The 14858-nt window shown below is 33.4% G+C and carries 17 protein-coding genes; 14 read left to right on the top strand and 3 right to left on the bottom strand.

Annotated elements, in window-relative coordinates; translation table 11 throughout:
- Window positions 1-224: 224 nt before the first annotated feature.
- A complete protein-coding gene (locus JOC75_RS07410; RefSeq protein ID WP_204953370.1) occupies window positions 225-1061 on the bottom strand; it encodes a mechanosensitive ion channel family protein in 837 nt (278 codons plus the stop codon).
- A 631-nt stretch (window positions 1062-1692) separates the two neighbouring features.
- Here JOC75_RS07410 and JOC75_RS07405 point away from each other — a divergent pair.
- The 10 genes from JOC75_RS07405 (at window position 1693) to JOC75_RS07360 (ending at window position 8459) form a co-directional block, all read left to right on the top strand.
- Entirely contained in the window at window positions 1693-2235 is a 543-nt protein-coding gene (locus JOC75_RS07405) for a peroxiredoxin (RefSeq protein ID WP_204953369.1), read from the top strand.
- 285 nt (window positions 2236-2520) lie between these two features.
- On the top strand, window positions 2521-2976 hold the full coding sequence (locus JOC75_RS07400) for a TlpA family protein disulfide reductase (protein ID WP_204953368.1): 456 nt from the start codon (window positions 2521-2523) through the stop codon (window positions 2974-2976).
- A gap of 318 nt (window positions 2977-3294) precedes the next feature.
- On the top strand, window positions 3295-3888 hold the full coding sequence (locus JOC75_RS07395) for a molybdenum cofactor guanylyltransferase (RefSeq protein ID WP_204953367.1): 594 nt from the start codon (window positions 3295-3297) through the stop codon (window positions 3886-3888).
- Window positions 3889-3931: 43 nt separating this feature from the next.
- Window positions 3932-5212: a molybdopterin molybdotransferase MoeA gene (locus JOC75_RS07390; protein WP_204953366.1), complete on the top strand. Its 1281-nt coding sequence runs from the start codon at window positions 3932-3934 to the stop codon at window positions 5210-5212.
- On the top strand, window positions 5191-5703 hold the full coding sequence (mobB, locus tag JOC75_RS07385) for a molybdopterin-guanine dinucleotide biosynthesis protein B (protein WP_204953365.1): 513 nt from the start codon (window positions 5191-5193) through the stop codon (window positions 5701-5703). Before JOC75_RS07390 ends, mobB begins: the two co-directional genes overlap by 22 nt.
- Complete coding sequence (locus JOC75_RS07380; RefSeq protein WP_204953364.1) at window positions 5696-6163, top strand: molybdenum cofactor biosynthesis protein MoaE; 468 nt, start codon at window positions 5696-5698, stop codon at window positions 6161-6163. Before mobB ends, JOC75_RS07380 begins: the two co-directional genes overlap by 8 nt.
- Window positions 6160-6393 carry a molybdopterin converting factor subunit 1 gene (gene moaD, locus JOC75_RS07375; RefSeq protein WP_204953363.1) on the top strand — a complete coding sequence of 78 codons (234 nt, stop codon included), beginning with the start codon at window positions 6160-6162 and terminating at the stop codon, window positions 6391-6393. Before JOC75_RS07380 ends, moaD begins: the two co-directional genes overlap by 4 nt.
- A gap of 1 nt (window position 6394) precedes the next feature.
- Complete coding sequence (gene modA / locus JOC75_RS07370; protein WP_239589306.1) at window positions 6395-7153, top strand: molybdate ABC transporter substrate-binding protein; 759 nt, start codon at window positions 6395-6397, stop codon at window positions 7151-7153.
- A 2-nt stretch (window positions 7154-7155) separates the two neighbouring features.
- The gene (modB, locus tag JOC75_RS07365; RefSeq protein WP_204953362.1) at window positions 7156-7821 is read left to right on the top strand and encodes a molybdate ABC transporter permease subunit; all 666 of its coding nucleotides are present in this window, start codon (window positions 7156-7158) and stop codon (window positions 7819-7821) included.
- A 434-nt stretch (window positions 7822-8255) separates the two neighbouring features.
- Window positions 8256-8459, top strand: coding sequence for a cold-shock protein (locus JOC75_RS07360; RefSeq protein ID WP_204953361.1), 204 nt, complete (start codon window positions 8256-8258; stop codon window positions 8457-8459).
- Window positions 8460-8606: 147 nt separating this feature from the next.
- Here JOC75_RS07360 and JOC75_RS07355 read toward each other — a convergent pair whose 3' ends face one another.
- Entirely contained in the window at window positions 8607-8786 is a 180-nt protein-coding gene (locus JOC75_RS07355; RefSeq protein ID WP_204953360.1) for an H-type small acid-soluble spore protein, read from the bottom strand.
- A gap of 456 nt (window positions 8787-9242) precedes the next feature.
- On the opposite strand from JOC75_RS07355, the gene JOC75_RS07350 reads away from it, so the two are divergent.
- A complete protein-coding gene (locus JOC75_RS07350; protein WP_204953359.1) occupies window positions 9243-10358 on the top strand; it encodes a phosphatidylglycerol lysyltransferase domain-containing protein in 1116 nt (371 codons plus the stop codon).
- Window positions 10359-10491: 133 nt separating this feature from the next.
- On the opposite strand, the gene JOC75_RS07345 is transcribed toward JOC75_RS07350, so the two are convergent.
- On the bottom strand, window positions 10492-10779 hold the full coding sequence (locus tag JOC75_RS07345) for a DUF6509 family protein (RefSeq protein WP_204953358.1): 288 nt from the start codon (window positions 10777-10779) through the stop codon (window positions 10492-10494).
- Window positions 10780-11028: 249 nt separating this feature from the next.
- Here JOC75_RS07345 and JOC75_RS07340 point away from each other — a divergent pair, with 249 nt between their 5' ends.
- The 3 genes from JOC75_RS07340 (at window position 11029) to JOC75_RS07330 (ending at window position 14844) form a co-directional block, all read left to right on the top strand.
- Window positions 11029-11532, top strand: coding sequence for a metallophosphoesterase family protein (locus tag JOC75_RS07340; protein ID WP_204953357.1), 504 nt, complete (start codon window positions 11029-11031; stop codon window positions 11530-11532).
- 99 nt (window positions 11533-11631) lie between these two features.
- Entirely contained in the window at window positions 11632-13134 is a 1503-nt protein-coding gene (locus tag JOC75_RS07335) for a glycine betaine uptake BCCT transporter (RefSeq protein ID WP_204953356.1), read from the top strand.
- A 441-nt stretch (window positions 13135-13575) separates the two neighbouring features.
- Window positions 13576-14844 (top strand): ammonium transporter, encoded by a 1269-nt coding sequence (locus JOC75_RS07330; RefSeq protein ID WP_146946997.1) that lies wholly within the window; start codon window positions 13576-13578, stop codon window positions 14842-14844.
- Window positions 14845-14858 lie beyond the last annotated feature (14 nt).

Here is a 14858-nt window from a genome sequence, read left to right as displayed (position 1 = left end):
GCATACTATTTTTAAGAACTAGTGTAATGGAGCGGAAGACATTTGACTCCTGCGGGTGCCGAGGAGGCTTAGCTTCCTCCCCGGCGAATCTTATGTCTGCAGCGCAATGGAACGAAATTGTTTCTTTCAACTTAACTGAATTTAGGGTTATTCGTCTTTTTGAATGATTTCTTTATTTATGTCCCAGCCTCTTTTTTAACTGTTTGAATTATAGCTACTTATTTTTACTCAGATTTCTTTTCAATATAAACTTGATGTGGAAAAGGAATTTCAATTCCATTAGCATCAAATGCTTCTTTCATTGCTTTACGAAGCTTACGTTCTACTGCCCATTGTTGCATATTCTCAGTTTTCGCAAGAACTCTAATGACAACATCAGAGGATCCTAAAGCTTGAACACCTAAAACATTTGGCCCGTCAACAATATTTTCGTCTTCAGCTGCAATTTGATCACACACACTTTGCAAGATCGCAATGGCCTTATCGATATTGTCATCGTAGGATATACCAATATCAACAAGTGCTCTCATATTTCCACGAGAATGATTGCTTACATTCGTAATTTCTCTGTTAGGCACATAATGAAGTGTACCATCGAAGCCGCGTATTTGAGTTGTGCGTAAACCCACCTGCTCGACTATTCCATCAAATCCAGCGACTGTTACATAATCTCCAACGTCAATTTGTTTTTCAAGAAGGAGGAAAAAACCAGTTACAACATCACTAACAAGTCCTTGTGCTCCAAATCCGATTGCTAGTCCTATAACACCAGCTCCAGCTAATAAAGCAGTTGCATCATACTCAAAAACTTGAAATACCATGACTACAAAAATGAAAATTAACACATAAGAAAATACATTTAAAGAGAGACTTTGTAAAGTTAATGATCTCCCAGGAGAAATATTATCTCTCTGTTGGATTCGATCAAACATTTTCTTAATAACCTTATTTCCAACTGCTTTCACAATTAAAAACACGATGATGATTCCAATTAATTTTAAAATGATAATTCCTGCGCTGGTCATAAGAGCTGACCAGTTAATATTTTCTAAAAACTCCATTTCATAACATCCTTTCTCGACATAGAGAGTCTTTTCCTTAAGTACGTAATTATGCAAGTTTTTACGCTCTAGATTTTGAAAGAAAAGAACAAAATATTTATACCCTTCTTACACAATGTTAAACATATTTTGTACAAAAATGAAGGATTTTAGCTTAATTTGTTTTAAAAATGTTTTTTGGGAAATCTAGATAAGTAGGTACTCTAGCAACAAACGTTGTTGCTATATAAAAGTTTTAGGAGACTAATTTGCTATAGGACCAGGCTTTCCTGGAGGAGTTACGCACCCTTTGCTTCCAATAATCACAAACTGTTAAGTATGCAAGGAATAAAAATAACAATCTTTGAGATAAGATCCTTTAAAATGGATAGTGAAAGGATATATTATAAATTGCAATAATCTGAAAGAAGGTTATGAATAGATAATTATCTACTTAGTAAGAATTTATCATGAATGAATTTGTGATAAATAGTAAATAGTAGATGTGGATCTTATGTTTGAAATTTGATAACTTATTTCCATGGATTTACTATAATTTTATAATGTTTCACTATTAAATGTGTACATATGATTCTTTAATCTAGACTTAATTAATCCTAATTATTCGAAATTAAAATTGGAGGAATATATTATGGCAGAACGTATGGTAGGTAAACAAGCTCCTAGATTTGAAATGGAAGCAGTTTTAGCAAATAAAGAATTTGGTAAAGTAAGTTTAGAAGAAAATATGAAAAATGACAAATGGACAGTTCTTTTTTTCTATCCAATGGATTTCACTTTCGTATGCCCTACAGAAATTACTGCTCTTTCTGATCGGTATGAGGAATTTGATGATTTAGATGCAGAGGTTATTGGTGTATCAACAGATACAATACACACTCATTTAGCTTGGATTAAAACTGATCGCAAAGATAATGGACTTGGTGATTTGAATTATTCACTTGCTGCTGATACCAATCACAGTGTATCTCGTGAATATGGAGTTTTAATTGAGGAAGAAGGGGTAGCTCTTCGAGGATTATTTATTATTAATCCAGAAGGAGAGCTACAATATTCAGTTGTAAATCATAACAATATAGGTCGTGATGTTGATGAAACATTACGTGTATTGCAAGCACTTCAAACGGGTGGACTTTGTCCAGCAAACTGGAAGCCTGGTCAAACTACACTTTAATTTTTAAGGCTATGTTAAAGGTTAATGTTGAATTTTCAACACTTTGTTGATTGGAGTGAAAGGCATGAGACTCCTGCTTAGAGAAGCGTGTCAAAGGGAGACCCCACAGGCGCTTGCGCCGAGGAGACTCCCGGACCGCCCGCGGAAAGCGAATGCCTGTAACGGAAATCAACAACAAAGTTTAACAGAGCCATTTTTAAAGAAAATTAACTTAATCTAAATGAAGTATAGAGGGTTTTGGTTAGTTCCTAATAAAATAAAACTACTTTAAGGAGGTCTTATTATATGAAGCTACGTGAGCAAATGCCAGAGTTATCAGGAGCAACAGACTGGTTAAATAGTGAGGTGACAAAAGAACAGTTAATAGGTGAAAAACCAACCCTTTTCCACTTTTGGTCGATTAGTTGTCATTTATGTAAGGAAGCAATGCCTCAAGTAAATGAGTTCCGTGATCAATATCATGATAAATTAAATGTTATTGCTGTACATATGCCTCGTTCAGAAGATGATTTAAACATCGATGAAATTAAAAGGGTTGCAGCTGAGCATGATATTACCCAAGCTATTTTTGTAGATAGTGAACATAAGCTTACAGATGCTTTTGAAAATCAATATGTTCCTGCTTATTATGTATTTGATAAAGAAGGAAGACTCCGTCATTTTCAAGCAGGTGGAAGTGGAATGAAGATGCTAGAAAAGCGTGTAAACCGTGTGCTTACAGAGCTTGAAAACCCTGAATGATGTTTTAATTTTAGAGGTGCTTTTTTGAAAAATTATCGATTGTTGACGTCTTAATCTGGTAGAACTGTTGTTTTATTGGATAAAGGTATGGTGTGTAATATTAGCTGATGCAACTAAAAGATCTTCCCTTAAGATTCTAGAAACAATAAAGTTTACGGAAACAGCCTTTTTTTAAAAGGTTTACGTGAAAAGTCAGTTACAAATATTTGTAACTGGCTTTTTTAGTGGGAAAATCCTTATCGCTATTTTTTTGTACGAGAGGATAGTAGAATAAAAAACAAAGAACTAATTTAAATGATAGAGATAGGAGTAGCGAAATTGTATAATACATTAGGAGTCCTTCTGGCTGGTGGAGAATCAAGAAGATTTGGTCAACCTAAAGCATTTGCGACATATAAAAATCAATATTTTTGGGAAATCTCTTATCAAGCAATAGAGAAAGTTACTGATGCGAATATTATTATAAGTCAATCAGTATATATTGATCGATTTAAACGAGAAAACAGTGTTAGTGTATATGAGGATGAATCGGTATTTAAAGGTAAAGGACCTCTCGCAGGGATTTATACAGCGATGAAGAAGGAGCAAGCTGAGTGGTATATTGTTTTATCATGTGATATTCCTCAGATAACGTCGAAGACTTTGGAAAATTTATTAAAGTTCAGAAGTAATCATATTAAGGCAGTTATTCCCAAAATTTCTGGAAGGGTCCAACCATTAGTAGCTGTTTATCACATTTCAATTTTTCCGGAAATTGAAAATCAGCTATTAACAAATCAATTAAAATTAACGAATTTATTAGATTTAATTGATGTTTGCTATGTGAATGAACAAGATTTAATGATAAATCAAGAAGTTTTTAGTAATATAAACACACAAAGTGATTATCATAAACTTCTAAATAATGATTAAATACATTACATAAAGTGGAGCTTTTATAGATAGGAGTGATTATATGTTAGAAAAGAGAAAACCATTACCAGTAAAGCTGGCTATTGAGGAAGTGATGAAATACTCGACTATTGGTGAATGTGAGAAAATATCCATTCATGATAGTATAGATAGGTTTTTAGCAGAAGATTTAGTTGCTGATCATCCTGTGCCACCGTTTGACAGATCACCATATGATGGTTTTGCTGTTCGTTCTAAAGATACTAAATTAGCGAGTGCAGAAAACCCTGTGGAATTTGAGGTCATCGATGAAATTGGTGCTGGTAGTGTTAGTGAGCAGTCGCTGAGTGAAAATCAAGCAGTGAGAATTATGACTGGAGCCCAAATGCCAAGTGGAAGTGATGCAGTTGTTATGCTTGAGTTAGCGAAGGTAATAAATAAATCTGGTACAACATACATGATGTTGAAAAGATCTTTTAAAGAAGGTGATAATGTTTCTTTTAGAGGTGAGGATACTCAGGAGGGTAGTATCTTGGTGAAAAAAGGAACAAAAATAACACCAGGAATTATAGCCCTTTTAGCTACCTTTGGCTATGAGTTGGTTACAGTTTCAAAGAAACCAAAAGTCGGAATTATTGCCACTGGTAGTGAGTTGTTAGATGTTGGAGAGCAACTAGTTCCTGGGAAAATTAGAAATAGTAATTCTTATATGGTTGAGGCTCAAGTAAAAAGAAGCGGTGCTGAACCATTATACTTAGGAAAGCTACCGGATGATTTAGAATCATGCTTACAAGCTGTTAAACAATCATTAGATAAAGTAGATTTTCTAATCACTACAGGAGGTGTATCTGTTGGCGATTTTGACTATTTACCTGAAATCTATAAAAGGTTAGGTGCTAATGTTTTATATAATAAAATAGCTATGAGACCAGGAAGTGTGACAACAGTTGCTGAAATTGATGGTAAATTGTTATTTGGGCTCTCTGGTAACCCATCAGCATGTTATGTTGGATTTGAACTTTTAGTGCGTCCGATTATTCGCCACTTTTTAAGATCCAAACGTCCTCATCTTCAAATGGTAAAAGCAGAATTAGGAAAAGATTTCTTAAAACCAAATCCATTTACTAGATTTGTAAGAGGTAAGCTAGAATTTAGTGATGGTAAAGTAAAGGCATCACCCGTAGGATTGGATAAATCTAATGTTGTAACATCTCTTGCAGAAGCAGATTCTCTTATTACATTGCCAGGTGGGACAAGGGGATATCAAGCAGGTGATAAAGTAGATGTGTTGCTTATTGACGACCAAACGGGAAGTGATAAACCTTGGGCAGAGTCCTTCAAGTAGTCGGATATCAAAATAGTGGAAAAACGACATTTGTGGTTGATTATATAAAGGAATCTGTTAAATATAACCTTAAAGTGGGGACAATAAAGCATCATGGACACAATACACCTCTACTGAACTATGATGAACATAAAGATACGGGTAAGCATAGAAGGGCAGGAGCGAGTGTTTCTTTAGTAGAAGGAAATGGTACGCTTATGTTAACCTCTAATAATCTACATTTAAATTTGTCCCAATTAATTGCTATTTATAAGTCCTTCGAGCTTGATGTCATTATTATCGAAGGGTATAAGCTTGAATCTTTTCCAAAGGTTGTATTACTACGATCTGAAGATGATCTACCTATGCTAATGATGATAGATAATATATACTGTCTAATTGCAAGCTTTACTCTTCCACAAACGTTTACGAATCATTATAAAGTGTTTACAAACCAAAAAGAGTGTATAACATGGTTACTAACGAAAAAAGCAGGTGAAACAATTGACTAAATCATTGTTTGAGATTGTTGATAAGCCAATCTCTGTAGAGGAAATAGCAAATAAAGTTATTAGGAACGAAGCAGGAGCTGTTACTACATTTATAGGTACAGTAAGAGAATTCACTCATGGTAAACGAACTTTATCATTAGAATATCAAGCTTACACAAAAATGGCAGTGAAAATGCTTGAACAAATTGGCATAGAGATAAATGAAAGATGGGAGATGTCAAAAGTAGCGATTTCCCATCGGGTAGGAAAATTAGAAATAAGTGAAATTGCGGTTGTCATTGCAGTTTCAACACCACATCGAAAAGATGCATATGAAGCAAATGAGTATGCGATTGAAAGGATTAAACAAATTGTACCGATCTGGAAGAAGGAAATTTGGGAGGATGGACAAGAGTGGATAGGTGATCAGCTTGAAAAAACACCTTATCCAAACGGAACTCCTTTGGAGGGAAAAGAATGATTAAAGTATTATTATTTGCTCATCTGCAAGAAAAAGTAGGAAGTGAAATGATTGTAATTGAAAAAGATTCAATTTCAGTTATGGAGATAAAGGAGTATGTTAGTGAGAAATTCAATTTAGGTTCTTTAGCTCATGTAATGGTTGCTCTTAATGAAGAATATGCTCTTGATGAGGATAATGTTGCGTCTGGAGATGTTGTGGCGTTTATTCCACCAGTAAGCGGTGGATAAATTGAAGGTTTTTACTTTTTTAATTTTGCTATCATTATTATCTGGTTGTTCTCCATCACATAATGAAACCACCAAAACTGAACTAACAGTATCAGCTGCAGTTAGTTTAAAGGATGCAATGGAAGAAGTTGTACTTCTGTTTGAAGAAACAAATAATATCGATATACAATTGAATTTAGCTTCTTCAGGGACTTTAAGCAAGCAGATTGAGCAAGGTGCACCAGTAGATGTGTTTCTCTCTGCTAATAATGAGGAATTTGCTAAATTAGTTAAAAATAAAAAAATTAGAGAAAACTCAGTTGTTCCATTATTGAAAAATAAGCTAGTGGTAATATCATCTTCTAGTTCTGATATTGATTCATTTGCTGAAGCAATGAAATCAGATACTTTTGCGATAGGATTACCTGAAACTGTCCCAGCAGGTTTGTATGCAAAAGAAGCTTTAATAAATCTTGGGAAATGGGAATCAATTGCAGGAAGTATCATCTACGCAAAAGATGTAAGACAAGTGTTATCTTATGTTGAGACAGGGAATGTACAAGCAGGAATAGTGTATAAAACAGATGCTTTTATTACAGATAAGGTGAACAACATCTTTACTTTTGATGATTCCTTACATTCCCCTATTATCTATCCTGTTGGTGTCACAGAGTCAACAAAAGAAATTGATGCTGCTATAGAGTTTAGTGATTTTTTACAAACAGAAGAAGCATTGGGTGTTTTTGAAAAGCATGGGTTTGATATGATGAATGAGGAGTAAATATGATAAACGATTTTTGGGATCCTATTCTTTTATCAATAAAAATAGCTAGTATTGCAAGTATTATTGTGATGGTAATAGGTACTGTAATAGCGAACTATATGGCTAAAAATGTATTTAAAGGTAAAATGCTTCTTGAAACATTACTTCTTTTACCTTTAGTTTTGCCTCCTTCTGTAATAGGCTTTATCTTAATTATAATCTTTGGGGCGAATAGTCCAATTGGTCAAATGATTGAATCTATATTTAATAGTACAGTCATATTTACTTGGTGGGCAGGGTTAATTGCAGCAATAGTTGTATCCTTCCCACTTATGTATCAAATGACGAAAGCAGGGTTTAAGCATATAGATATAAATATAGAAGAAGCAGCAAGAGTAGATGGAGCTAATGAAATAGCAGTATTTTTTAAAATAACATTACCACTTTCAATAAATTACATAATATCAGGTTTTGTTTTAAGTTTTACTAGATCCTTAGGTGAGTTTGGTGCGACGTTAATGTTTGCGGGAAACATTCCAGGTAAAACACAGACTGTTTCAACTGCTATATTTGTTGCAATTGATAGTGGTAAAATGGGTCTTGCATGGTTATGGGTATTTTCTATCATCATTGTTTCATTTAGTTTATTATTGTTTATTCAGCGAATCAATGATCCAAGAAAATGATCTAAAGGTAAAGTTTTTTACAGAAAAAGGATTCTGTTGTTGACTTTTGTAAACTATTTCTATATAGTTGTAATTAGTGCTTATTTAATATAACTTTTTAATAGTGCTTTGTGGATGATAGAAATGTAGGTTTAACATATAATTTTATGTCATAACAGATTCGTTCAATCAATTCACACTGGCGCGGTCTTGGAGCCGTAAGGACGAGAGAGAGGTAGGGCTTTCGTTGTTTTGGGCTTTGCAATTTCAATAATATAATTATAAATGAAGTAGAATATAAATGATTAACATAAGTTTTTATTTTCTATTAACAGATATGGAGCTATATAATTCACATATTATAAAGAGTATCTACTCCGTATCTTGATATTCTCTATATTATGTGAATTTTTTAAATGCAGTAACATATTAAAAAATCTTTGGAGGTTTCATTTATGAAAACGACAGGTACTGTAAAATGGTTTAACTCAGAAAAAGGTTTCGGATTTATCGAAGTTGCAGAAGGAAACGATGTATTTGTTCATTTCAGCGCTATTTCAGGTGATGGTTTTAAAACGTTAGAAGAAGGTCAAAAAGTTGAATTCAACATAGTTGAAGGAAACCGTGGCCCTCAAGCAGAAGACGTTGTGAAATTATAATAAGCATACAAAAGACTGACTATATGTATAGTTAGTCTTTTTTAATAAAAATACAGCTTTGCTGAAGTTTTTTAAAAATCAAGCGTGATTAGACATTAATTTAATCAAGGAAATAGTGAGAGCTATCTTAGTTTACATCTAATTTATTTAACTTTCTATTAAATTAGCTACTGGGACGCTTTGTTCTGCCTGTGGATTATTTATTGGGAAAATCCTTGCTGTTTCTTGTGTCTCGTTTACTGATTGTATGTATATAGATTCTCCTCCATATTGTACATTTACCATTTCTCCCATTTGGGCAATTTCCTTTGCTCTATTAACATTCATATTTTATTTCTCCTTTCGATATACGGATATTTATTGTAGTTACACTTTCAAGTAGTGATTTTTTATTCAAACTACTGATCTATTCATAAGATACCCATTTTACATCGAGTTATCCATAAATTATATTTTTCATAAAGGCTATGAAAAGGGGAGAAGTAGGCGGAGAAGAAAAAAAGTTTTTTTAAAAATGTGGTAGGTGGGCTCGGTTAATTTTTTCTCCCAGGAACTTATTTTCTACCGGAAATGTACCTGGCTGTAACTGAAGTCTACTACGAAGTTTTTTTATGAAAAACATGTCAATGAAAAATCATTTTTAAAAGGTATAAACTGTGAAGTTTTGTTCAAATTATTCAAGTATAGAACTTAAATAGTTAAATCTACTAATTAAAAACTATACTCTAGAACTATATATTATGTTATCTTTTATAGAGGGAAAATAAGGAGGGATTTAGATTATTGTTAAATGCAATTATTTTCTTATTTTTATTTGTTTTAATTTTATTCACCTTAATAACCTATTTGTATTTGTATAAACAAGAAGAGGAAAACAGTTTCAATGTTTCTTTTGTATTATGGTTATTAAAAAGATTTGGAGGAAACACTTTATCACATCTTACGTTTCTTCAAGATAAACAATTATTTATCGCTAATAATAAATCAGTACTTCTTTCATATAGACAAAAAGGAAGCCGCCTTTATGTTTTAGGAGATCCTATTGGTTCAGAAAACAAACTTAAAAATGGGCTTGATGAATTTTTATTGTTTGCTAAAACAGAAGGGAAAACTCCGGTATTTTATCAAGTAACTGAGAAGTTTTTATCTACATTTACAGAAAAAGGATACAAACTTTTTAAAATAGGTGAAGAAGCAAAAGTAAGTTTAGATCAATTTACAATTGAAGGAAAGAAATCAGGCAAATTTAGAACAACTCTAAATAAATTTAATCGTGAGGGATATCACTTTGAAGTGGTTTCTCCGCCATTTAGTAAAGAGTTATTACAAGAATTAAGAAAAGTTTCTGATGAGTGGCTTAATGGAAGGAAGGAGAAAAGTTTTTCGGTTAGTTCTTTTTCGGAGGAATATATTTCCCTTTTTCCTGTATCTTTATTAAGAGACACAAACAAAAGGCTAATCGCATTTGCGAGTCTTCCATCAAACTATCAAGAAAACGCTACTTTAAGCATTGACCTTATGAGGTATACAAATGATAGCCCTGCTGGTGCGATGGATATGGTATTTATTTCAACATTCATATGGGCAAAAAATTCAGGTTACTCTTCATGTAGTCTTGGTTTATCACCTTTATCAAATGTGGGAGTAGAAGAAAACGCATCGTTAAAGGAGAAAGTAGCTCGTTATGCCTTTTTAAATGGGTGTAGGTTTTATAATTTCAAAGGATTAAGAAATTATAAAGCGAAGTTTGCGACAGAGTGGAGTCCGAGATATATCGCATATAAAAGAGGTTCATTTTTATATGTAATACTACAAATTATCTCAATTGTAAAACAAGAACCTAATTCAAAAAGATTATTCTTATCCAGGAAGTTTTTTAATCAGAAAAAAGCTGTTTAATATTTTACTTTTAGGTGACAAGAGATGCTGTTACTCCAGTGTACTTCTCTTTAAGTAAGGTCTTAGAAATCATAATAAAAAACCAGAGGGCGATTTATGGTATATGCCTCTGGTTTTTGTTTTTTGTTTAGAATTAGTTACTATCAACAAGTTGCTGACAGATTTCCTTAATTTCCGTTTCTTCTTCTTCCTCAAGAGCGAAATCTAAATAGCGATCGGTTACTTTTTCAGTAAAATCATATTGAACGATTTTTGTTTGGTTTTCATCAATAACATATATAAGTTTTAGTACAACCCCGTGCTCACTATATAATTCATCATCCTCATCTAACTCTAATGTTAGGAAGATTTCGTAACGATCACCTGTTAAAATGCCGAATGGATCTTGTAACTTTTCGATTTTTGATTCAATAACATTCATCTTTTATTCCTCTTTTCTTTGTTGCATTTTTTTTAATAAATGGCTATTTTAAAGCCAGAAGCTGATTTTCTAGTGGGTAAATCCTTTCCCTATTTGAGAAATGGAATTCAAGTATCAAGCATTAACAAAGAATACATAAAACGTTTTGCTTTATTATGTACTAGCTTTATTTGATTAGTGGTTTAATCACTAGAAGCACTCATATTATATCTGTTTATAGTAAATAATCCAAATATAATGGAGGTTATTATGAAAATAATCGTTTTAGGTGATACTCATATTCCAAAAAGAGCTAAAAAATTACCCGATATAGTTAAAGAAGAATGTGAAAGTGCTGATTTAATCATACATGTTGGAGATTGGCAAACAATAGAAGTATATAATGATTTAAAGCGTTTAGGGAAAGTTGAAGGTGTATACGGTAATGTAGATAGCTCTGATTTAGTAGAAGTGCTTCCGAGTAAGAAAATTATCACAATAAATGAAAAGCGAATTGGTATTATTCATGGTCATGGAAAATCTAAAACAACTGAAAAAAGAGCTTTATCTGCATTCGATGGAAATCAAGTTGATTGTATTTTATTTGGTCACTCTCACATTCCTATTCATAAATACATAAATAATACCCTTCTATTTAACCCTGGTTCAGCAACTGATAAAAGGAAACAGGAATATTGTTCATATGGGATTCTTACTATTACAGATGAAATAAAAGCGGAGCATGTTTTCTTTCAGAAAGAATCTTTTGTTTAGATTCTAAGTATTTAGCATAAACTTCACTTTCTTTAAGCAGACTAATTTCAAGTGAATTGTTCGACTTATTAATTATTCGTTTAAAGAGGAGCAAGGTATATGAAAAAGGTCTCAAAGGTTTTTTGGATTTCGATCGTGCTTGCTACACTTTTTGTTGGGTGGGGGGTAATAGCGCCTGATCGGTTAGAAGCTGTTATGAATAAAGCGAATGTGTTCTTTTTAAGTAATTTTGGTTGGTTTTATCAATTAGCAGCAACATTTTTCTTGTTGTTTGCCATTTTCCTTATATTTAGTAAGTATGGCAAAATAAAATTGGGAGCTGATCATGATGAACCAGAATTTAAACGTTCAACTTGGTTTGCGATGCTGTTTAGTGCAGGTATGGGAATTGGTTTATTGTTCTTTGGTGTATCTGAACCTGTTTCTCACTTTGCAAATCCACCTATAGGGGAAGGTGGAACTGGTGAAGCAGCAAAGATTGCTTTACGTTATACTTATTTGCATTGGGGTTTTCATGCATGGGCAATATATGCTGTAATAGCACTTGTGTTAGCATATTATAAGTTTAGAAAACAGCTACCAGGATTAATGAGTATTACATTAACACCATTATTAGGTTCAAGAGCATCAGGTGCTATAGGAACTGTAGTAGATGTAATTGCTGTATTTGCAACCATTTTTGGAGTGGCAGCTTCACTAGGACTGGGTGCTGCACAAATTAATAGTGGATTAAGTTATATTTCTAATATACCAAATAATTTCACTGTTCAATTGATTATTATTTCTGTAGTTACAGTTTTATTTATCATTTCAGCAAGCACAGGTATTCAAAAGGGTATAAGATATTTAAGTAATGCAAATATGATATTGGCTGTTGTTTTATTAATTGTTTTCCTATTTATTGGTCCGACTGGTTTTCTATTAGATTTATTTACAACAACATTAGGAAGTTATATACAAAACTTACCGAGTATGGGCTTGAGGCTTGCTCCTTTCAATGAAAATAATGCATCCTGGATACAGGGGTGGACAATATTTTATTGGGCATGGTGGATCGCTTGGGCACCTTTTGTTGGAACATTTATCGCGCGTGTTTCGAAAGGGAGAACTGTAAGGGAATTTATGGTTGCGGTATTAGTCATTCCTACATTAGTTTGTGCATTTTGGTTTGCTGTGTTCGGTGGGACAGGCATTTACTTTGAATTTTTCGAAGGACTTAACGTAAGTGAACAAAGTCTCGAGACTGTATTGTTCTTTGTATACCAACAGCTACCGTTAACAGGTTTATTAATTATCGTTACTCTCATGCTAATAACGACTTTCTTTGTGACTTCAGCGGATTCAGCCACTTTTGTTTTAGGGATGCAAACAGCTCATGGGAATTTAAATCCACCGCAGTTCGTTAAAGTGGTTTGGGGTATCTATCTATCTGCATCAGCAATAGTTTTAATGCTTTCTGGAGGACTTGGTGCCATGCAAACAGCAATAATAGTCAGTGCATTTCCATTAACCTTTGTATTGATTGCTATGAGTTTTTCGATTTTAAAAGATTTTAATGAAGAAATAAAAATTAAGAAGCTAAAATCAAACACATTTAAATAATACAACATTGCTTTTTAGTAGATAGTGGAGTTGCTTGTTTCCTTTGGTAAAGGAAGCTGTAAGCCGGAATAAAACAGACCAATTCACAAATCGATTTGGTCTGTTTTTTTATTTATGGCTCTGAAAAACTTTACAGGCATTCGTTTTTTAAATAGTACTTTTGTTTGATTTGCTTATGTCTATTTTTATTACTTTTTAAGATTTTTCTCATAAACAAGGCTCTATATCATAAAATGGTGTCTTTTTACTTGTTAATGAACGTACTCTAAATAGAGATATATCAGGGTTTTATCATAGTATGTTAGAAAATCTAACATGGAATTATCAGAAACTTATAAAAACGGGTTGACACTTTATGAAATTCGTATAGAATAGTACTTAAGAACAAGATGTTATGTTTTCTAACATCACAAGTCATATAACTTACGAGGGGGAAATGTAATGGAAGATACTTTATTTTTAATGAACAGTCTTTGGATCATGTTAAGTGCAATCTTAGTTATATTTATGTTAGGTGGATTTATTTTACTTGAAGCAGGTTCAACTAGAATGAAAAATGCGGGTCATATTGCTGGTAAAACAATTTTCACTGTTGGTCTTGCATCATTAGTTTACTGGGCAGTAGGTTACGCCTTTACTTTTGGAGGAAATGGTAACTTTTTCGTAGGATTAACAGATTTCTTTTACTCAGGAGAGCAAGCAGAAGGAGCTAGCTTTTCAACAGCGGTATTCTTCGTTTTCCAATGTGCCTTCGCAGGAATTGCTATTACAATCGCTTTAGGTGGATTTGCAGAACGTGCAAAACTTTCGGTGTATCTAGTATTTACGGTTTTATTCTCAGCTCTTATTTATCCAGTTATTGCACATTGGATTTGGGGTGGTGGATGGTTAGCAGAACATGGTAAACAAGATTTTGCTGGCTCAACAGTTGTTCATTTAACAGGTGCAATGGCAGCATTTGCTGCAACAATCCTTCTAAAACCACGTATTGGAAAATATAATAAAGATGGCTCAGCTAACAATATTCAAGGTCATAACCAAGTGTTTACAGCTTTAGGGGTTTTAATTTTATGGGTTGGTTGGTTTGGATTTAATGCTGGTAGTACGGTAGCAGTTGATGATGGATTCTTTGGATTTGTTGCTTTAAACACGAACTTAGCAGCAGGTGCAGGAGCGGTAGCAGCACTTATTATTTCTTGGATGGTATTAGGTAAGTCTGATATTCCAACAATGCTAAACGGTGCTTTGGCAGGACTTGTAGCAATCACAGCATCTTGTGCTTTTGTTGATACCTGGGCAGCGGTTGTTATTGGGTTTATCGCAGGAATGTTAGTGTTCTATAGTGCTAGATTCTTTGAAAAACGTAAAATTGACGACCCGATCTTTGCTTTATCTGTACATGGTGTTGCAGGTATTTGGGGAACTTTATCTACAGGTTTCTTTGCAACACCAGAACTTGCAACAGTTGGTAAGCCAGGATTATTCTATGGTGGCGGATTTGATCAATTAGGCGTACAATTTATGGGAGTGGCAGTTTCAGGTCTATACGCATTTGTTGTATCATTCGTTATACTTGCTATTGCTAAAAAGGTAATGAATGGACTTCGTGTAACTGAGGAAGAAGAAGTAATGGGCTTAGATATGAGTGAACATGGTAGCTATGGTTATCCAGAAGTATTTGAAGCTAAAAATCAAAATGTTAGCTCATAATCAAATGCATGGTC

Origin of the sequence: Metabacillus crassostreae, assembly GCF_016908395.1 — a bacterium.
GTDB lineage: Bacteria > Bacillota > Bacilli > Bacillales > Bacillaceae > Metabacillus > Metabacillus crassostreae.
Note: the sequence above shows the minus strand (reverse complement) of the source record. Positions and strands in the feature narration are given on the sequence as shown.

What these genes read in the sequence shown, in the direction of transcription:
- moaD (WP_204953363.1), top strand. Translation starts at nt 6,160, where the DNA reads ATGATTAAAGTATTATTATTTGCTCATCTGCAAGAAAAAGTAGGAAGT.
- JOC75_RS07390 (WP_204953366.1), top strand. Translation starts at nt 3,932, where the DNA reads ATGTTAGAAAAGAGAAAACCATTACCAGTAAAGCTGGCTATTGAGGAA.
- JOC75_RS07405 (WP_204953369.1), top strand. Translation starts at nt 1,693, where the DNA reads ATGGCAGAACGTATGGTAGGTAAACAAGCTCCTAGATTTGAAATGGAA.
- JOC75_RS07340 (WP_204953357.1), top strand. Translation starts at nt 11,029, where the DNA reads ATGAAAATAATCGTTTTAGGTGATACTCATATTCCAAAAAGAGCTAAA.
- JOC75_RS07400 (WP_204953368.1), top strand. Translation starts at nt 2,521, where the DNA reads ATGAAGCTACGTGAGCAAATGCCAGAGTTATCAGGAGCAACAGACTGG.
- JOC75_RS07335 (WP_204953356.1), top strand. Translation starts at nt 11,632, where the DNA reads ATGAAAAAGGTCTCAAAGGTTTTTTGGATTTCGATCGTGCTTGCTACA.
- JOC75_RS07360 (WP_204953361.1), top strand. Translation starts at nt 8,256, where the DNA reads ATGAAAACGACAGGTACTGTAAAATGGTTTAACTCAGAAAAAGGTTTC.
- modB (WP_204953362.1), top strand. Translation starts at nt 7,156, where the DNA reads ATGATAAACGATTTTTGGGATCCTATTCTTTTATCAATAAAAATAGCT.
- JOC75_RS07330 (WP_146946997.1), top strand. Translation starts at nt 13,576, where the DNA reads ATGGAAGATACTTTATTTTTAATGAACAGTCTTTGGATCATGTTAAGT.
- JOC75_RS07410 (WP_204953370.1), bottom strand. Translation starts at nt 1,061, where the DNA reads ATGGAGTTTTTAGAAAATATTAACTGGTCAGCTCTTATGACCAGCGCA.
- JOC75_RS07345 (WP_204953358.1), bottom strand. Translation starts at nt 10,779, where the DNA reads ATGAATGTTATTGAATCAAAAATCGAAAAGTTACAAGATCCATTCGGC.
- JOC75_RS07355 (WP_204953360.1), bottom strand. Translation starts at nt 8,786, where the DNA reads ATGAATGTTAATAGAGCAAAGGAAATTGCCCAAATGGGAGAAATGGTA.